General features: G+C 70.3%; 13 protein-coding genes. 1 reads left to right on the forward strand and 12 read right to left on the reverse strand.

The genetic code is table 11. The features are described 5' to 3' along the window. Positions 1–2: 2 nt before the first annotated feature. Positions 3–1,736 carry a protein kinase domain-containing protein gene (locus tag ACTIGN_RS21965; protein WP_439627815.1) on the reverse strand — a complete coding sequence of 578 codons (1,734 nt, stop codon included), beginning with the start codon at positions 1,734–1,736 and terminating at the stop codon, positions 3–5. Then, a complete protein-coding gene (locus tag ACTIGN_RS21970; protein WP_439627817.1) occupies positions 1,733–2,350 on the reverse strand; it encodes an RNA polymerase sigma factor in 618 nt (205 codons plus the stop codon). Before ACTIGN_RS21970 ends, ACTIGN_RS21965 begins: the two co-directional genes overlap by 4 nt. 145 nt (positions 2,351–2,495) lie before the next feature. Here ACTIGN_RS21970 and ACTIGN_RS21975 point away from each other — a divergent pair, with 145 nt between their 5' ends. Continuing rightward, positions 2,496–4,742, forward strand: coding sequence for a cellulase family glycosylhydrolase (locus ACTIGN_RS21975; protein WP_439627819.1), 2,247 nt, complete (start codon positions 2,496–2,498; stop codon positions 4,740–4,742). 70 nt (positions 4,743–4,812) lie between these two features. Here ACTIGN_RS21975 and ACTIGN_RS21980 read toward each other — a convergent pair whose 3' ends face one another. The 10 genes from ACTIGN_RS21980 to ACTIGN_RS22025 all read right to left on the reverse strand — a co-directional run bounded on the left by ACTIGN_RS21980 (position 4,813) and on the right by ACTIGN_RS22025 (position 19,124). Beyond that, positions 4,813–5,208 (reverse strand): hypothetical protein, encoded by a 396-nt coding sequence (locus tag ACTIGN_RS21980; RefSeq protein ID WP_439627821.1) that lies wholly within the window; start codon positions 5,206–5,208, stop codon positions 4,813–4,815. A gap of 74 nt (positions 5,209–5,282) precedes the next feature. Next, positions 5,283–6,209: a DUF1559 domain-containing protein gene (locus tag ACTIGN_RS21985; RefSeq protein ID WP_439627823.1), complete on the reverse strand. Its 927-nt coding sequence runs from the start codon at positions 6,207–6,209 to the stop codon at positions 5,283–5,285. Between the two features lie 196 nt (positions 6,210–6,405). Continuing rightward, on the reverse strand, positions 6,406–12,315 hold the full coding sequence (locus ACTIGN_RS21990) for an alpha-2-macroglobulin family protein (protein ID WP_439627825.1): 5,910 nt from the start codon (positions 12,313–12,315) through the stop codon (positions 6,406–6,408). After that, positions 12,312–12,881, reverse strand: a complete 570-nt coding sequence (locus tag ACTIGN_RS21995) for a sigma-70 family RNA polymerase sigma factor (protein WP_439627827.1) — start codon at positions 12,879–12,881, stop codon at positions 12,312–12,314. The genes ACTIGN_RS21990 and ACTIGN_RS21995 overlap by 4 nt, the downstream gene beginning before the upstream one ends. Before the next feature lie 129 nt (positions 12,882–13,010). After that, positions 13,011–13,844, reverse strand: a complete 834-nt coding sequence (locus ACTIGN_RS22000) for a hypothetical protein (RefSeq protein ID WP_439627829.1) — start codon at positions 13,842–13,844, stop codon at positions 13,011–13,013. Further along, positions 13,841–15,007: a Gfo/Idh/MocA family protein gene (locus ACTIGN_RS22005; protein WP_439627831.1), complete on the reverse strand. Its 1,167-nt coding sequence runs from the start codon at positions 15,005–15,007 to the stop codon at positions 13,841–13,843. Before ACTIGN_RS22005 ends, ACTIGN_RS22000 begins: the two co-directional genes overlap by 4 nt. Before the next feature lie 7 nt (positions 15,008–15,014). Beyond that, entirely contained in the window at positions 15,015–15,620 is a 606-nt protein-coding gene (locus ACTIGN_RS22010; protein WP_439627833.1) for a Uma2 family endonuclease, read from the reverse strand. Positions 15,621–15,635: 15 nt separating this feature from the next. Then, a complete protein-coding gene (gene ispH / locus ACTIGN_RS22015; protein WP_439627835.1) occupies positions 15,636–16,571 on the reverse strand; it encodes a 4-hydroxy-3-methylbut-2-enyl diphosphate reductase in 936 nt (311 codons plus the stop codon). A gap of 85 nt (positions 16,572–16,656) precedes the next feature. Next, entirely contained in the window at positions 16,657–17,370 is a 714-nt protein-coding gene (locus ACTIGN_RS22020; RefSeq protein ID WP_439627837.1) for an SOS response-associated peptidase, read from the reverse strand. A gap of 125 nt (positions 17,371–17,495) precedes the next feature. Continuing rightward, positions 17,496–19,124 (reverse strand): hypothetical protein, encoded by a 1,629-nt coding sequence (locus ACTIGN_RS22025; protein WP_439627839.1) that lies wholly within the window; start codon positions 19,122–19,124, stop codon positions 17,496–17,498. Between the last annotated feature and the right edge of the window lie 181 nt (positions 19,125–19,305).

Here is a 19,305-nt window from a genome sequence, read left to right on the forward strand (position 1 = left end):
CGTCACGGCGGCGCGCCGTCGAACGCGACCACGGTCTCGTCGGCGGTGCGGGCCGCGAGCCAGCGGCCGTCCTTGATGAACAGAACGCCGATCACCCGCGACCCGGCCGGCGGGAGCCGCAATAACATCCGGCCGTCCTGGTCCTGGAGCTCGAGGACGCCGTCGTCACCGATGCGGGCCGTGCGGCGGCCGTCGGGGCTGACCGCCTGGGGCGTCGGGTGCAGGTGGACGTCCTCGAACCCGTGCCGCTGCGAGTCGGCGAGTTTCAGGTCGATGCGCGCCGGGCCGTGGACGCGGTTGAGCAGGTAGTACCACTCCCAGTTCCGCTCGTCGGCGTCGCCCGCGGCCGGCTTGCACGCCCCGAGGATCGCCTCGGCCCGTTCGCCCTGGCCCGACGCGAGCGCCTGAACCGCGAGCGCGATCCGGGCCGCGTACAGTTCTCGCAGCGCGTGCTCGTGGCGCACCAGGAGCTGAGCCTCTTGTGCCGCCGCGGCTTCGGCCCGTAGGCGGTCGTCCCGGTGCCGCAGCGCGACCAGCACGCCCCCCACCACAAGGACCGCAACGAGCAGCGCCCACGGAACGGCCGGGCCGGGGTTCCGCCGCACACTCGCGACGAGGCGGCCGGCCCGCGACCGCGGCAGCGCGGAGACCGGCCGGTTCGCCAGGAACTGGTCGAGGTCGTCGCGGAGCGCGCCGGCGGTGCGGTAGCGCCGGTGCGGCTTCTTCCTCAGGCACTTCAGGCACACCGCCGCCAGCTCGGGCGGCACGCCGGGAACGAGCAGCGGGGGCGGGACCGGTTCCCCGGACTGCACGAACTCGAGCGTGTCGCGCCACGTCTCCCCCGCGAACGGGGCGCGGCCGGTCAGCAGTTCGTACAGGATGACGCCGAGCGCCCAGACGTCGGTCTCGGGGCCGATGCTGCGGTGGTCGCCGCGGGCCTGCTCCGGGGCCATGAACTCGGGCGTGCCGAACACGTCGCCGGTTCGCGTCTGGCGGTTGGTGTCGTCGAGGAACCGGGCCAGGCCGAAGTCCGCGACCTTGGGGGTCAACGTCGCGCGGTCGGTGGCCGGCGCGTCGCCGCAGAGCAGCACGTTGCCCGGCTTCAGATCGCGGTGGATCACGCCGATCTTGTGGACCGCCGCGGTCGCGTCGGCGAGCGTGCGGACGAGCCTGGCGGCGGCCTCCGGGGGCCACGGGCCGCCCATCGCGTGCCGCAGGGTGCCTCCCCCGACGTACTCCATCACCAGGAACGGCTGGCCGCCGACCTCGCCGACCTGGAAGAGGGGCACGACGTTCGGGTGCTGGAGGGCCGCGAGCGCCTTCGCCTCGCCGAAGAAGCGTGCGAGCTGCGAAACGTGGTCGGCGAGGTCGGCCCGCAGCACCTTGATCGCGACCGTGCGACCGAGGGTGAGGTCCCGCGCGCGGTAGACGACGCCCATGCCGCCGCGGGCGACTTCTTCTTCGATCGCGTAGCCGGGAACGACCGGGTCGTCGCGCGTCGCGGGGCCGGTCGCGGCGTACCGCACGGCGGTCTTGAGCCGGTCGAGGAACCAGCCCTTGGGTTCGTGGTCCGGCCGCGTTTCAGCGAGAAGAACCCAGTTCGCACCGGGGTCGGCGCGGTCGAGCCGCTCGCGGCAGCGGGCGCACGCGGCGAGGTGCTCGAGCACCGCGGGCGGGACCGCGTCGGGGTCGGTGGCGACCTGCTCGATCGCCTCGGACGGCGGGCACTCCCTCATTCCGCACCTCCGGCCTGCGCCGCCAGTTTCGCGAGTTCCTCGCGCATCATGCGGGCAACCTTCGACCGCGCGACGATGGCCGTTGGCACCGCGATCCCGAGCCGCTCGGCGACCTCCTTGCCCGAGAGCCCTTCGACGGCCAGGAGCCGGAACGCCTCCCAGGTGTGCGGCATCACCCGGGCGCGGACGCGGACCGCGGCGCGCTCGAGCAGCTCGCGGTCGGCCTCTTCTTCGATCTTGCGGACGAACTCGTCGCGGGCCGGGGCCGACTCCAGGAGCCGCCACACGCCGGTGTCGCCGGTGCCGCCGCCGGGCCGCTTGCGGGTTTCGAGGAACCGCACCCACGCGCGGTACGCCACCGTGCGGAGCCACGCGCGGAACCGGCCGTCCGGGTCGTAGCGGAACCCGCGCATCTGGCGGGCCAGTTGGAGGAGCACGCCCTGGGTCACGTCCTCGGCGTCGGCGGGCTGGAGGTTCCACCCGCGGCACCAGCGGAAGATCATGCGGCCGTAGCGGTCCACGAAGGCGTCCCACGCCGCGTCGTCGGCCGGCTGTGCGGCCACCCGGCGCAGGAGCGTGGTACTGGTGCTGATCTCGTCGTCCAATTCGCTCATGCGTTGCGTGCATTTTGAGGGCGGAACGGGAGGATTATACGTCACCCGCGGTCTTTTTCCGCTCGCTGTTATTTCGGAGCGATCGGCTCGCAAGGAGGAGTGCGGTACCGTCGCTGTTCATCACCTCGCCCACGAGTCTCACACCATGTCACGCGCGCGCCTCTCGCTCACCAGTCTCGACCCTCGCATCATGCCCGCCGGGCTCGACCTGACCCCGGCCGCGACGTACCAGCTCACCAACGACTGGGGCGGCGGCTACCAGGCCGCGATCACCCTGGTGAACGACCAGGGCACGAGCATCAAGGACTGGAAGCTGTCGTTCGACTACGGCCGGGACGTGGGCCAGATCTGGAACGCGACGGTGCTGAGTAAGGTCGGCACGCGGTACGTCGTCGGCCCGGCCGCGTACAACGCGACGCTCGCGGCCAACGTCTCGCTGTCGATCGGCTTCCTGGGCACCGGCGGTTCCGCCTCAACGACCCCTACGGGGTACTCGCTGACGTGGGACGACGGCGTCGCCGCACCCCCGCCCAGCCCGCCCGTGAGCCCGCCGCCCGCACCGCCAACCGCTCCGCCGCCCGCACCGGCCCCGACGACCGCGGCCGCCGTGTCGTTCAAGGTGGACAGCCAGTGGAACACGGGGTTCACGGCGACCGTCTCCATCAAGAACACGGGCACCACGGCGGTGTCGGGCTGGACGCTCGGGTTCGAAGCCGGGTTCACCGTCACGAACGTCTGGAACGCGAGCGTAACCGGCCACAGCGGCACGCGGTACACGATCACGGACGCCGGCTACAACAAGGCGATCGCGCCGGGGGCCACGGTCACCTTCGGCTTCCAGGCGTCGGGCGCCCCCGCGACGCCGACCAACTTCGCCCTCAACGGCACCGGCGTCGGCACACCGACGTCACCTCCAACGACACCGCCCACCACGCCACCGACCACGCCGCCCCCCGCCCCGACGCCGAGCGTCTCCGTGTCGAACGTCACGGTTAGCGAGCCGAGTCGGACCACGGTCGCGAGCGGGTGGCTGAGCACGTCCGGCAACCAGATCGTGGACGCGAGCGGCAAGCCGGTGCGGATCGCGGGCGTGAACTGGTTCGGCATGGAGAGCGACACCTACGCCCCACACGGGCTGTGGACCCGCGGGTACAAGGAGATGATGGACCAGATGAAGGCCGAGGGGTTCAACACCATCCGGCTGCCGTTCTCGAACCAGCTCTTCGATTCCGGCAGCCGGCCGAACGGGATCGACTTCTCCAAGAACCCGGACCTGGCGAACCTGACCGGCCTCCAGGTGGTGGACAAGATCGTGGCCTACGCCGGGCAGATCGGGCTGCGGATCATGCTCGACCACCACCGCTCGGGGGCGGGTGCGGGGGCCGAGGGGTCGGGCCTGTGGTACACGTCGGCGTACCCGGAGGGCCGGTGGATCAGCGACTGGACGATGCTCGCGGGCCGGTACGCGAACAACCCGACGGTGATCGGCGGCGACCTCCACAACGAGCCGCACGGCCCGGCCACCTGGGGCACCGGCGGACCGAACGACTGGCGGCTCGCGGCCCAGCGGGCCGGCAACGCCATCCTCGCCGTGAACCCGAACTGGCTGATCGTGGTCGAGGGGGTCGAGAGCGGCCCGAGCGGGAACTACTGGTGGGGCGGGAACCTGTCGGCCGCCGGCCAGTACCCGGTGCAACTCAACGTCCCTGGGCGGCTCGTGTACTCCCCGCACGACTACCCGGGGTCCATCTACCCGCAGTCGTGGTTCTCGGCCGCGAACTACCCGAACAACCTCCCGGCAGTGTGGGACGCCAACTGGGGCTACCTGTTCAAGCAGAACGTCGCGCCGATCCTGCTCGGCGAGTTCGGCACCAAGCTCCAGACCGCCAGCGACCAGCAGTGGCTCGCGGCGCTGGTCAACTACCTGGGCGCGACCGCGCCGGACGGGCAGCCGCAGGGGCCGAGCTGGACGTACTGGAGTTGGAACCCGAACAGCGGCGACACGGGCGGCATCCTGGCCGACGACTGGCGCACGGTGAACGCCGCGAAGGTGAACGCGATCCGGTCCATCGAGTTCGGCACCATCCCCGCGACGACCGGCGGCAGCGGCACCACGCAGGCGACTTTCGTCCTGCAACTCTCGGCCGCGAGCAGCACGCCGGTGACGGTGAAGTACTCGACGGCCGACGGGACCGCGACCGCCGGCCCGGACTACGTCGCGACGAGCGGGACCGTGACCATCCCCGCCGGACAAACCACCGCGACGGTCACGGTCACGGTGAACGCCGACGCGCTCACCGAGCCCGACGAACTATTCTACCTGCTGCTGACCGACCCGACGGGTGCGACGCTCTCGGTGAACCGCGGCACGGGGACGATCAAGAACACCTGACCTCCCGCCCGACCCGGTTGGAAGCGACCGGGGGCGCGGCCGCGGGGGCGCTCACCCCGCGGCCGCGGGCCTACCGACTCGATAGGTCGATGTTGAACGTGACCGGTGGCGCCCCGGGCTCGACCGCGAGCGTCAGCCCGCTCTCGTTCGGGTTGCGGTACCTCGGCGGAAGGAAGCTCACGACCGGCTTCCCCTCCATGTTCGGCGGCGACTTGTAGCAGTCCACGCGGATCACGTACTTGCCCGGCAACAGGCCGTCGCCGGGGACAAAGCTCTTCGCGGTGTAGTTCCCCTCGGCGTCGAAGTCGCCGGTCGCGGGGCGGAGCGGACTTCCCTCGGTCGCCGCCGATTCCGGGTTGAAGTAAATCGTGCCGGGGCCGGGTGGCTTCGCCCCGTCGAGTGTGACGCGGCCCGAGACCGGCACGCACTGCGGACCGGATGGGCCGCACCCGGGGGCGGTCAGCACGAGCGCAGCGGAGATCAGGGCGCGAGGCGGAGTCGGGACATGGGCGGCGTTCCAGCGGGGCGGGCGGGGACGGATCAGTCGAGGGAGGCGGCCTCGCCGCCGGCCCGGGTGCCGGCGGCGTTGTACACCCGGTAGTCCACCGCGGTCGCCACGAACTTCACGCTCCCGTCGCCCATCGCGAAGTTCGCTCCGCCGGTGTGCTTGCTCTTGAACCCGCACACCCGGAACCACTGCGAGTCCACCGCGCTCTGGAACGTGTTCAGCGGGATCGACGTGCCGGACAGTGGGAAGTTCTGGCTGAACACGCCCATGAAGGTGCAATCGGCCGGGAGCGTCTCGCCGGCCAGGAACGTGCCCGTGAGGCCGTCGGTCACGTCCGTGAACCGGACCGTCCTGACCGGCGTGCGGCCGAAGATGCCCGCGAACGACCCGGCCGGGTACCCGCCCCCCGCGGTCGTGCCTAAGTTCCACCCCTGGCAGCAATAGTTCGTGTCGGACGGCGTGCTCCCCGCGGGGCAGAACGGGCAGTCGTCCATGTGCGTCGGACCCATGCTCGCGGGGTACCACAGCGCAAGCGCCGGCGAGGCGTTGTGGGCCGCGTACCGGGGCATGACGGGGGTGGCCGCCGCAGGGTCGGTCGGGCAGATGAACAGCGGGACGATCCGCTGCACGGCCGTCGCGTTCACGGCGTTCCTGAGGCCCGTTGAGACGGTCAAGTTCAACGATTCCGCGAGGCTCTTTTGCTCCGCGAACGGCAGGATGTCCACCGTCCAGTTCGGCCCGGTCGGCGTGCAGCACACCCCGGCCCCGAACGGGAACCGGCCGTAGGAGTCGTGGAACGCGTGGACCGCGAGACCGATCTGCTTCAAGTTGTTTTGACACTTCAGGCGGCTCGCCGCCTCGCGGACCTTTTGAACCGCTGGGAGCAACAAGCCGATCAGAATTGCGATGATCGCGATGACGACGAGCAATTCGATGAGGGTGAACGCGGACCGCTTCATGACCGTGACCGGAGACGGAAGTGGGGGTTGAATCGTTGTCCGAGTTTGCACGATCGGCGACGACAATGCAAGCGCGACCCCCGACGGCGTCGCGCCGCCCCACCGGGCCGCGCGACGCCGAGCCGAACTACTTATCCCCCCCCAGCGGCGCCAACGGACCCGCGAGGGGCGGCACCCAGGGCTTGGGGTCGGCGGTTTAGTAAAGGTAACCGCGGCACGCCCGCCCCCGGTACACGCCGGGCGCGTCGCACACGAGGTCCACCGTCAGCGCGACCTTCTGCTCGGGTGCGAGTTCCCGCCAGTACAGCACCAGCTCGCGGCCGCGGACCTCGAAGAAGCTCACGACCCCCTTCTCGCGCAAGTCGGTCAGTTGCTTCATGTCGGTCGGCACCTTGAGCCCGGCCGGGATGCCGACGACCGCGACGGCCATCCCCTGCCCCTGCTTCTGGAGGTTGTCGAACGTGACCGACAGCGGTACCGTGTCGCCCTCGTTCGCCTCGGCCCTGCCGAGTGACGTGCCGATCTTCACCGCACACTTCGGGTCACTCGCCGGCGTCAACGTCGTGTAGGTGTAGCTCAGGGCGAACGGGTACGCCTGCTTCGCGTCGGTCTCGACGATCACTTCGAGCTTCTCGCCGCCCTTGAAGAGTGCGTCGGGGTTGGGAACGTCGAGGCCGATCACGTTCACGTCTTCGGGCGTGAACTTCCGGGTACCGGCGAGTTGCCCGTTGACCAGCAGCCGGAACTCACCGGACTCGGCCGGGTGCGCCATCTTCTTCGCGTACACGGTCAGCGCCTTGAGCGCGAGGATCGTGGATTGCGTCGATCCGAACCCGCCGCGGCCGCCGCGCTGCTGGCTGATCCACTTCGTCGCGGCCTTCACGGTCGTCGCGTACTTCGGGTCGTTCGCCCGGAGCCACCCGAGCATCGCGAGGGCGGTCGCCTCGATGTCCAGGTCGCGGCCGCCCGAGCGGGTGATGCTCGTCACCGCCCCGGTCACCGCCCCGCCGCTCGTGTTCTTCTCCTGCAACCGGTCGAGGAGCTTGTGGGCCGCCTCGCGGTCGCCCCGGTGGAGCAGCACGTTCGCCACGAGCGCCACGAAGTACGAGTCCTTGCCACCGGTCGAGCTCTCGTTCAGCGCCTCGGCCTTGATCGCCGCGATCTCGCGCTTCAGGTCCAGCTTCTCGGCATCGTCCGGGTCGCTCTCGACGAGCGCCCACACGATGTAGGCGTCGGTCGTGTGCTTCGGTGCGCCGCCGAACCCGTCGAGGGCGCGTGCGTTCCGCCGGAACCCGCCGGCCCCGTCGCGGCGCGATAACAGGAAGTCCTGCGTCCGCTTGATGAGCTGCGGGTCCACCGGGTGGACGCGGGCCATGTCCTTGAACTGGAGCAGGCCGTACGCGGTGAGCGCCTCGTGCTGCGCGTCGGCCGCACCGAACCACTCGAACCCCTGGCGCACGCGGGCCGGCGTGTCCGGGCACTCGAACGACGTGAGCCGGGAGTAGCCCGACGCGAGCAGCGCCTTCGCACGGGCCGCGGCCTGCGGGTTCGCCTGGTTCGACTCGTTCAGGTAGTTCAGGATCATCGCGTTCGGGTAGTTCGTCGTCGAGGTCTGCTCGAAGCACCCGTGCGGCTCGCGGAGCAGGCCGTCGAGCCCGGTGACGAGGTCGGACATCGTCGTCGGGTAGACTTCGAGCCGCACCTTCAGCGTGCCGGGGACGAGATCCTTCGGCAGCCTGACCGAGCCGCGGGACTTGCCCTCGACGGTGTCGCTGAACGAGCCGACGCCGGGGAACCCGTCGGGGACGATGCGGATCGTGCGGGCGATCGTGTCGTTGTCGGCCCCGCTACTGGCCCCGGTGACGAGGACCGTCGCCTCGCCGTCGAGCTTGTCGGCGGTCATGCGGACGATGCGGCGGCCCTTGCCGTTCGGGCCGAGATCGAAGACGTCGCTTGCCCTGCCCTCGACCTTCAGGCCGCTCGTGCCGAGCGTGTACCCCACGGTCCGCTTCGCGTCGGTGTCGTTGGTCGCGCGGATCGCGACGTCCACCTTGTCGGTGTGCGAGATTTCGAGCGGGAGCTTCGGGTCGAGGCTGAACGGCTTGCGGGCCTCGATGGTCTTCGTGACCGCTCCGACCCGACCGTTGACCGTGTGGCCGGCGACGAGCACGCGGTAGCGGGCGATGTCGTCGGAGAGCTGGAACTCGACACTCGCCTTGCCGCTCTCGGGGAGCACGAGCACCGGGTTCCAGTACACCGTCTCGGTGAAGTCGGCCCGCACGTCGCCGAGCGCCGGGTCGCGCTGGTGGGCGTACTCGCGCACGACGCCCGGCATCGCACCCAGGCCGTCAACGCCCTGCACGGGAGACAGTTGCTCCAGCCGCGGGTCGCGGTTGAAGTTGGGGGTGTAGCCGAGTTGCCGCTTGACCTGCTGGATATCGTAGGGCCGGCGCGGAGCGTCCGGGTGCCGGAGCAGCGTTTCGAGGTTACAGCCCTTGTTCACCGCGAACGCGACGAGGTCCGCTTCCTCGTCGGTCAAGTCGTACGACACGGTCCGCAGATCGGGGAACGTCTGCTGAACATTGAGATCGCGAACCCCATCGACCGCGATCACGGTTTTATCGGCGAGCAGCGTGGCCACCCGCCGCGTCGTGCCCTCCATCCAACTGGCGACAATGTCGACCCGGGAGCCCGGCCCCACATACCCACCCGCGGCCTTGCCCGCGGTCATGGGGAGGGATGCGCGTCTCGCACCGTTGGCCGGCGGCACGACCCGGCCGTTGGCGACCTCCTTCGCCTCACGATTCCGGTCGCCCGCAGCGGGCCGCGCCACGTTGGCCGCAGGCGGCACCCGGGCTGCGAGGTCGCGCGGCGGAGCCTTTGGGTCCATCGGGTTCGCCCAGTCCCCCCCGACAACGCGCGTCGGGCGGTTCTCGAACCGATCCATCGCTTTGTCGAGCTGCAACACCGCCTCGGGGGTCATCACCGGCACCGGTGCCGCCTCGGCGCGATCCATCGCCGGCGCTGCGGCCATGCGTTCGTTGCCCCATCCGCCGTCGTTCACTGCGCTGCCGACCTTGCTGAACGTATTGTTCGTGTTCTTTCCCATGCCGGTGATCGCGACGGTGACCGCAAACGCCCCGATGACCGCGAGCGCCGTGGCCTGCAAAACCCCGATGCTTTGTGAGTTCGCAACCACGCCCCTGATGAATAGCAACACCACGGCGAGAACGGCACCCGCGATCAAGCCGCGGGTGAGGAGCCATTCCGCGCCGTCCTCAAGATCGGCCCTCTTGCGGCTCACCGCGGCGGTCGCACGGCGGACCTGCTGATCGGCGGCGTCGGTGGTTTGACGGACGGCCACGACCTGCGCCGCGGGGCCGCCGGCGGCCGGGTCCGTTGTCGCGGTCAGCTTCTGCTGCGCCTCGGTGCGGCGGATGGCGAGCGGCTCCAGCGTCGGGCGGTACTCGGCTTCGAGGCGCTGCTGTTCGAGGCGGATCAACTCCAGCGGCGCGCTCGGTTGCTGGCCGTGCGACACGAGGAGCTTCTGCACGTCGGGCCGGTCGAGCGGGTTCGCGGGCGGTTCCTGCTGCTCGGCGAACCGCCGCCAGCCCTGTGTGCCGAGGAGCAGGTCGAGGGCGGCCGCGGCCCTCGGGTGGTCGGTCAGCAGGAAGTCGGCGTGCTCCAGTTCCGCCGGGTGCCGCACCTCGCCCGAGAGCAGGAAGTGCGTCGGCATCAGCCGGTTGGTCTTGTTGTCGGCCATCGTGACGACGCTCTGGTTCACCACGCCGACGAGCAGGATCGCCGCCTTCGGCTGCCCCTTCTCGTCGTGCGCCAGCAGATCGAGCCGCACCCTGCCGCCGGGCGAGTACCGGGCCTTGTCCGGGTTCACGTTCAGCATCAGCTCCTCGCCGGGCTTGCGGTAAACCAACCGCTCGGCGCGTGGAACGAGCCGCGTCACCCGCGGGTCGTCGCCCTTCACCTCCTCGAACACCGTGACCCGCGTGACGCCGCCGGCGACCGCGTCGCCCTGGAGCTTCACCTCGACCGGCGTGCCGGCCGCGGCGTCGAGCTTCTGCTGGCCGATGAGCCGGCCGCGAGCGTAGGCACCGACGTGCAGCGTCTTGGTACCCTGCCCCACCTGCACCCGCACGCGCACGTCGCCGCCGCGAGCGGTCACGGCATCGAGCGCCGTGAGCGAAACGCCGTCGGGCTTCGCAACCGGCAGCGGGAAGCCGCTCGGCGTCGGCGGGTTGATGCCGATGGGCGTGGCGACCTTGAGGAAGTATTGCGTGCCGGCCTTCGGGGTGAACTCGAAAACGCCCTGGCCGCGGTTCACGCCGGGGTTCTCGGCGTCGGTGAGCGTGGCGGCCTCGGCAACGGTGTTGGTGCCGTCGGTGATCGTGCCCTTCACGTCGGCCGGCTTGCCGAGCGGCGTGCGGACCTGGAAGTACACCCGGCCCGGCACGCCGGCGATCATGTCGCCGCCCTCGGGGAAGAACTCGACGTTGAGCGTCTTGGTGACGAGCGGCACCGGCCGCACAATCGCCTCGGCGTCGCTGCCGTCCTGAATGTTCACGCTCAGCGTCGCCGACGGGTGGGTATTCTTGGCCTTCTCGAAGATGTCGGCGGGGAGCTGAAACCGCACGTTTAGAACGGCCTTGGCGACGCCGCCCTCGGTCACGATGGCGAACTTCGCGGCCTTCTGGGAGAAGCACTCGCGGCCGTCGGCCGTGGCGACGACGTTCGCGGTGGCGTCCTTCATCGGCCCGCCGGCGGTGCGGGTGACCTCGATGCGGGCCTGCACGAACTCGCCGGCCCCGTAGCTCTTGCCGTCGAACTCCAGCTTCTTCTCGAACGTGTCCGGGACGTACCGGTTCACGAGGAACTTGCGGGTTTCGAGCAGCACCTCGCGGCCGCGGACCGTCTCGTACAGGTCGAGCTTGTACTCGCCGCCGGGCGCGTCGGCCGCGATCTTGTGCTCGCCGACGCCGATGCCCCGGAGCGGCTTCTGGTCCGGCCCGAGGACCGGGGCGAGGGCGTTGATGAGCCGGCCGTTGCCGGAACCCACGGGCACGACCGAATCGGCCGGGTCGCGCAGCCGGAAGCTCAGGTGCGTGTCGGTCGCGGGCGGGCGGAGCGTCGAGCGCTCCAGCGTGAGCGACCGGAATCGCACCGTCTCGCCCGGCTTGTACAGCGGCTTATCGGTCGCCAGATCGGTGACGTACACCGGGCGCGCGAGCGGCAGGCGCTCGACTAGCGCGTTCTTGCGGTCGTCGTCGGTGAACGCGACGACTTCGAGGAACAGGTCCGCCCCGGGCTTCACCTGCGACCAGAACGCGGTGCCGAGTTCGAGTGTCGCCGCCCCGACCGGCTTGTCATCGACCTGCTTGAAGAGCTCGGCGTCCTTCGCGTCCCGGACGACGAGTTCGAGCTTCTTCGGCCGGCGGACCGCACCGTGCCGGAGCGTCTCGACCTGCCACGTGTTCGGCGCGCCGGGCTCGACCTGCTCGGGGCCGGTGAGCCGCACGGTGAACTCCTTCGCCTCGGCCGCCTTCCGCGCCGCGTCGAGCGCGGCCCGGTACTTCTCGGCCTGCTCCCGCTCCTTCGCGGCCGCCTCGTCGAAGACCTTGCGGGCCGCGTCCTGTGCGGCCTGCTGCTGCGCGGTGACGCGAGCGAGTTCGGCGCGGCTCGCGTCGGCCACGGCCTGCGCCGCCGCCGCCTCGCGCTTCTTCTCGGCGAGGTCGGAGTAGTGGTACGCCGCGACGGTTCCCACCGTCCCGACGACAACCAGCACCGACGCGGCGATGGTCCACTGTTTTCGCGAGAACTTCGAGAGCTTCATGGGCCTGTCCTCTCGGGTCTGATGTGGTTTGGGTTCGGCCTTCGGTTCAGCGGGGCCGCGGGCGACCGGCTCGGGCAGCCCGGCGACGTGCCCGATGAGGTCCGCGTAGAAGCCCATGAACCGCAGGTAGTGGGCCTCGGCCTCGGGGTGCGTCAGCACCAGTTCTTCGAGGCGCTGCAACTGCTCGGGGGTGGCCGACTCCTCGCACAGGTGGTCGAGGATGGTCTGGAGTTCGGCGACGATCGGGGATTGCGGGGTCACGCCTGCGCCTCCCGGGCCAGAGTTTGCTGCACGCAGTCGAACAGGGTCTGCCGGATCTTCGCGAGCGACTTGTAGACCGCCTCGACGGAGCGGCCGACCTGCTCGGAGGTCGATTGGGTCGTCGCGCCGTCGGCGAACCGGCGGGCGAGCAGGTCGCGGTGCTTCGGCTGGAGCCGCTCGACGCACCGGGCCAGCGCGTCGCGCCGCGCGTCCGCCTCGGAGACGTCGGCGCTCGCGGCCGCTTCGGACACGCGGTCGAGGAACGCCTGACTCAGCCGCGCCCGGGCGCGGCCCGCCTTCTTGTAGTGGTCGAGCACCTTGTGGTACGCGACCCGGCGGCCCCACGCGAGGAACTCGGTCGGCGGCTCGGCCGGGTCGAACTTGTCCCACATCACGATGCTCGTCTCCTGCAACACGTCGTCGGCGTCGGCCCGGTGCGGGACGAGCGCGAGGATGTAGGCGTACAGCCGCCGCTCGTTCTGGAGGAACGTGCGGAGGAACAGCTTGTGCTTGTCCGCGGCGGGGGCCGCGGGCGCACCGGTCGCGGTGTCGGCGTCCGTACCCATAACAGGCACCCGGGGTGAGAGGTACTCGGCCGGGTCCGGCTCCGGCGGAGTACCTACTGAGTTGACACAGCCAGCCGAGATTGGAAGAGAAATTCCGCGAAGTGTCGTTCGGCCCGCTCCGGGTTCGCGTCAGAGCACAAACCGGAACACGATTGCGACCAGCAGCGCAAACCCGACGATGTACAGCGCAAGGCGGATCGTGTCGTCGAGCGTGCGGCGCGCCAGGAGCCGCCGCAGCGCGGCCCGGTCGCCGGACTCGATCGCGATCTGGAGGTTCAGTTCGTAGTTGCTCGACGGGTAGTCGCGGACCGCCTCCTCGGTCAGCGGCGTCGCGAGCCCTGCCGCGGCGGTGATGCCCGGCCCGGCGGCGAAGTGGAAGCCGAGTTCGTCGGAGAACGCGAACGACGCCGGCCACCGCTCGGCCCGCGTGCGGTCGGGGACCAGTTGCCACAGCTCGCGAACGAGCGTGTCCTGCGGGGCGTCGCGGTGAACGATCACGCGGTTCCCGTCCACGATCGCCTGCGCCGCGGCGAGCAGCAGCGGGCCGTCGCCGTGCTTCAAGATGGAGTCGAGTTGCTCGACGGTGCGCTCCGGCAACACCTCCTTGGGCCATTCCAGCTCCGGCAGCGGGCCGGTCGCGGCCCAGTCGACCGGGTAGCGGTCGGAGATCGCAAACGGGTCGCCGAGGTGCGCGTAGAGGTCGCGGGCCAGGATCAGGAACCGGAACGCGAGCGGGTCGCCCGAGCCGGGGCGGTCCTCGACCCGCACGACAGCGACGTGCTTCCCCCCGAACGGGCACGCGAAGTGCGCGGCGGGGCACTTCACCCCCGCGGGCCGCGCGCCGAACAGCGACGCGACGCGCTCGGCCTCGGCGGTGTCGAACTCGGGGGTACTCGCAACCACCCGCACCCCGCGGGCGTCGGCGGTCGCGAGGGCTTGTTGAACGCGGAGGTCGGGTGTCATGCGAGGAATTCGCGGACGGTGGTGACGCGGTGCTGCGTGGCGGCGGCGAACACGGCCGCGCACAGTGCGACGGTCTCGACGTTGTCGCGGCCGGAGATTTCGGGCTCGGTCCCGTCCTCGACCGCGACGAGGAGCTGCGCCATCGTGCCGACGAAGGCGTCGGGGAACCACACCTCGTCCCACGTCGGCCGGACCCACACGCCGGGTTGCCGCCGCGTGCTGAACTCCAGCGTGCTCGGCTCGCGGGTCGGGTACTTGGGCCAGCCGATCGTGCCCTGCATCAGCCCCTCGGTTCCCTCGATCCGCCAGCGGATGAAGCGAGAGGGGGAGTCCGGGAGCGGGGGAGACGGGGGGATCGAACCCGCCTGGCGGTCTTCTCCTCCTCGGACTTCGAACGGCCCGGCCCACACGTCGTCCCACGCGCTGGCCCGCGGGCCGTGGTCGTACTCCAGAATGTAGAGGTTGATGCCGTCGGCGTGCGGGAACTTGGTCCGCGGGTCGGTCCGCGTCGAGGCGAGGACGCGGTCCGGGGTGCCGAGCCAGTACCGGAACGTGTCGAGGTGGTGGATGCTCATCACGAACGTGGACAACGACGGCAGGTTCTCGGCCCACGGCATCCAGTGCGGCACGGCGCGCATGTCGATGGTCGCCAGCACCACCTCGCCGAGCCACCCGCGGTCGAGTACGTCCCTCGCGGCCCGCACCGACTGGTCGAACCGCATGTTCTGGTTCACCGCCAGCACGATCCCGGCGTCGGCACAGAGGCGCACCAGGTCGCGGGCGTCGGCGACCGACAGGGCGAGCGGCTTCTGCGCCAGGATGCCGCGGAGCCGGCCCCGCCCGAGCGCGACCGCCCGGCGGATCAGGCCCGGCTGTGCGTCCGGCGGGACCGCGACGTCGAGGATTTCGACCTGCGGGTCGGCGAGCAGTGCGTCGATCGACTCGTGAACCGTCGGGATGCCGTGCCGCGTCGCGACCTTCTGCGCCGTCACCGGGTTCCGTGAGGCTATGGCGACCGGGTTGAACCCGGCGCCGCGGTACGCGACGAGGTGGCAGTCCGCGACGATGAACCCGGCCCCGGCGCACCCGATCCGCCAGTCCGTGCGGCGGGGGAGCGTCGGCCGGAAGTTCAGAGCGAGGCCGGGAGAGGGGGACGGTGACATCGCGGTGTCACTTGTGGGGGTCGATGAGGAGCGCGAAGCCGGGGAGGAGTTTCGTCGCGAACTTGGAGCCGAACGGGAACGCCCGCACCACCCACCGCTTCCCGTACCGCCGGTGCTGGATCAGCGTCGGCTCCTCGGGGTTCTCGCGCCCGTCGAGTACCCAGTATTCCCTGATACTTGGCACCGAAAGGTAAAGCTCGACGTTTCGCTCCAGGTCCTTGGCGGCTTCGCCATCAACCAGAACTTCGACCACGATTACCGGGGCGACGTCTTCCCATCGGAGGCGTTCAAGGGCGTGGCCCTTCGGAAAGTCCTGATACGCCGTGACGTCCGGTTCTGGAACCGTCGCCGCAGTGCCCGACCGGGCGAACACTCGCGCCTTCGTCGTCACATAGTTCAGCACGGTCGGTTGCTGCGCGGAGTACAGGTACAACTTCAGGAACAGCCACATCTCCAATACGTTCTCGGCCGGGTTGGGCAGCGTGGACACGTACAGCCTCCCGTCGATGAGTTCGTACTTGAACCCCGGCTCGAAGTCGGCGTCGTCGAAGTCATCGAGGGTCAACGGGTGGCCGTGGTCGGCCGGGCCGAGCTTGAGTTGCACGCTCGCCATGTCGGTCCTCCGGCGTCAGGCGTTGGCCAGGACGCGCAGCTCGCGGGGCAGCGGGAAGCTGACGTGTTCCTCGCGGACCACCCGCGACTCGACCGCCGCCCCGTACTTCGCCCGCAGGTAGTCCACGCACCCCTGGACGTGGTCCTCGGGGGCGCTCGCGCCGGCGGTGATGAGGACCGTGTCGGTCGGCTTAAACCACTCGTCGCGCAGCTCGGTCGCGCGGTCGATGAGGTACGAAGCCCGGCCCGCGGACCGGGCCAGTTCCGCGAGCCGCTGACTGTTCGAACTGTTCTGGCTCCCGAGCACCACGACTACGTCGGCCGCGGGCACCAGTTCGCGGACCGCCTCCTGGCGGTTCTGCGTCGCGTAGCAGATGTCGTCCTTGTGCGGGCCGACGATCTGCGGGTACTTCGCCTTCAGGGCGTCGATGACCACTCGGGCCTCGTCCACGCTCAGCGTCGTCTGCGTCAGGTACGCGAGCTTCGCGTCGGCCGGCAGCGCGAGCGCGGCGACGTCGTCGGTGTCCTCGACGAGCACCATGTTCGCGGGGGCCTCGCCCATCGTGCCGATCACCTCGTCGTGCCCCTCGTGGCCGATGAGGACGATCGTGAACCCGTCGCGGGCGAACCGGATCGCCTCGTTGTGGACCTTGGTGACGAGCGGGCACGTCGCGTCGATGGCCCGCAGGTTCCGCTCGGTCGCGTGCTGGCGGATCACGGGCGAGACGCCGTGCGCGCTGAACAGGACCGTGCCGCCGTTGGGCACCTCGGAAATGTCGTCCACGAACACGACCCCGCGGCCGCGGAACCGCTCGACGATCGGCCGGTTGTGGACGATCTCGTGGTACACGTACAGCGGGCTGCCGAACAGCGCGAGCGCCCGCTCCAGGCTCTCGATCGCCATGTTGACGCCCGCACAGAACCCCCGCGGGTTCGCCAGAATGATGTTCATCGTTGCCCTCCGGTGACGGCGTTATGGTACGCCGCGGGCCGACCCCGTGCCAACCGCAAGCGGCCGCTTGGGGCAACTCGGCCCGTCACGCCACGTCGAACAGGCTCGGTTGCACCCACGCGGGCTTGGCGGGTTCGGGGACGGGCAGCAGCAGGTCCGGGTCGTCGCTGCCGACGGCGTTGACGCGGTCGCTCACCGGCCACCGCTCCATTCGCTCGGCCGGGAACGGCAGCAACAGCGGCAGCAGGTTCCGGGGGTCCGTCTCGCGGGGGTCGAGCCACGCGGCGATGGCGCCTTCGGACAGGATCGCGGGCATCCGGTCGTGCATCGGCTCGACGAGGTCGTTGGCGGGGACGGTGAGTACCGCGACCGTTTCGACGGGACCGTCGGGCCCGGTCCAGGTGTCCCAGAGCGCGGCGAACGCGACCACGCCGCCGCCGGCCCGGCGGAAGAAGTACGGCTGCTTCCGCTTGCCGATCTGCTTCCACTCGAAGAACCCGTCGGCCGGGACGACGCACCGGCGGAACCGGAACGGGTCGCGGAACGCCGGCTTCTCGGTCGCGGTCTCGGCGCGGGCGTTGACGTACCCGGCCCGCTTCGGTCCCTTGGCCCAGTGCGGCACGAGCCCCCAGCTCATCTCGACCAGCTCGCGCCGCCCGCCGGCGGCCCGCACGACCGGGACGGGCCGCGTGGGCGCGACGTTGAACCGCCGCCGGCTCCCGACGCCGAGGTCGTCGGAGAGGCCGAACAGGTCGGCGATTTCGGATTTGGCGGTCGTGAGGGTGATGCGGGCGCACATGGCGCAAGGCTCCCCGGTGGTGAGGTGAAGTGTACCACACGCACCGGTGACACCCCGATGTCAGTGGGCGCGCGAAAACGCCCGCCCGGGTTCCCGGGCGGGCGCGTGGGCGGGTCGGGCGGTGGCTACTTCATCTTGAACTGCTCGAGCCCCGACAGGAGGCGAACGCCCTTCCCCTTCATCCTCCCCTTCACGACCAGCGAGTCGCCGCCCGTGACCGTGACGCTCAACGTGTCCCTTCCGGCCGGCGACTCGGTGCCGAAGGTGTCCATCAGCAGCGCCTTCACCTCGTCGGGCTTCAGGTCCTTGCCGACGAGCGGGAGCAACCGGGCGAACGCGACGTCGAGCGCCACGACCGGAGCGGCGACCGGGGCGGCCTTCAGGCCCGCCTTGAGGGCGGTGCCGTCGGGCTCGACGCTGAACGCGATGTGATCGGCCGACGTCGCGAGCCAGACCTTCTTGGTGCCGAACAGCTTCTCGACGTCGTCCGGAACGGTGTTCACGGTGACGGAGTGGAGGGTGAACGCCCCGACCTTCTCGACGTCGAAGTCGAACTTCACGGCGTCGCCGAGGAACGGGCCGAAGTCCTTGGCGAAGTCCTTCACGAGCTTCTCGATGTCGGCCCCGCCCTTGACCCCGACGGCCCCGAGGAGCGTGTGGTGCCCCTTGGCGTCCGGGCCGCTCAGGGCGACCGCGACGTCCAGGTCGCCGGCCTTGAGGGTCGGGGCGAGCGTCTTCAGCGCCCGCTCGGCGATCGGCTTCTGCTCCTCGGGCACGTCCTTGAGGATCTCGACGATCGCGGCGTCCACGACCTTGCCCAGGTCCTTCTTCACGCTGTCGGGCACGGCGGCCGTCGCGGTGAACCGGGCGACCGCGTCCTTCCCGGTGCCGACGATCGCGGCCGGCAGGCTCTTCCGCCCGCCGAGGCCGGTGAAGTTCTTCGCGAGCGTGCTCCCGGCCTTCGCGGTCAGCGTCAGCTCCCCCGACAGGTCGTCGGTCTTCTCGTCGATGAACACCCGGAACTGGAGCTCCTTGGCGTCGTCGAGCAGGGTCTTGAACCCGCTCGTGATGTTCTCCGTGGCCCAGTCCGTCATGGCCTTCTGGGCGGCGTTCTCGTTCGGGCCGTCCTTCCTCCGCTGCTCGGCGATGCCCATCTCGAACTGGCCCAGGACGAACGCCTTGAGGTCCGCGGGGACGGCGTCGAACCGGACGATCACCGACGCGACCGACCCGTCGTCTTTCGCGAAGAACGCCTTCGGGGTCGGGAGCACCTTCGGGTCCAGGTCCTTCACCGAGCGGCCGATGTACACGTAGTCGTGGGCGAACCGCAGGTACACCTCGTTGATGACCGGCACGGCCGCCTTCAGGGTGCCGCCCTCGGCCTTCTCGGGGGTGATCTCCAGGCGGTCCTTGAGCATCGCGAGGAACCGCTCCTGGTCGGCGACCGGGACCATGACGGTCAGCGGGCTGCTGACGACGTCGCCCGAGAGCGTGCCGGTGAGGCCGAACGGCCGCTTCGGGTCGATCCCCTCGATCCCCTTCCCGTCGGTGCTGAGCTGCTTGAGGAGCGCCCGGACCTGCTTGATCGCCTCCTCCTGGCCCCCGAGGCCGGCGACGTACTCGGCCTTGTCGAGCAGGTCGTTGACCGACCGCAGCCGGACCTCGACGGTCGGCTCGGCCTTCGCGGGCTGCGCGCGGGCCGCGCCCGAGGCAACGAACAGCGCCGCAAGTGCCGCCAGCAACCGGATTCGCATGGGTTCTCCACCTGTGAGTGCCGGGACCGTGGCCCGGGGTGCATGTTATACCCGGCCCCGCGGGGCCGGGTGTCAGGCGCGGGTTGAAATCATAAAAACCACACGGTGCCCGGCTGAGTTCTTCGCCCCCACGCGGGCCGCCACGGAGGGCGGCCCCTACAAACCCAGGTGTTTCGTAGGG

The organism is Gemmata sp. (assembly GCF_051859125.1).
In the GTDB taxonomy this organism is placed as follows: Bacteria; Planctomycetota; Planctomycetia; order Gemmatales; family Gemmataceae; genus Gemmata.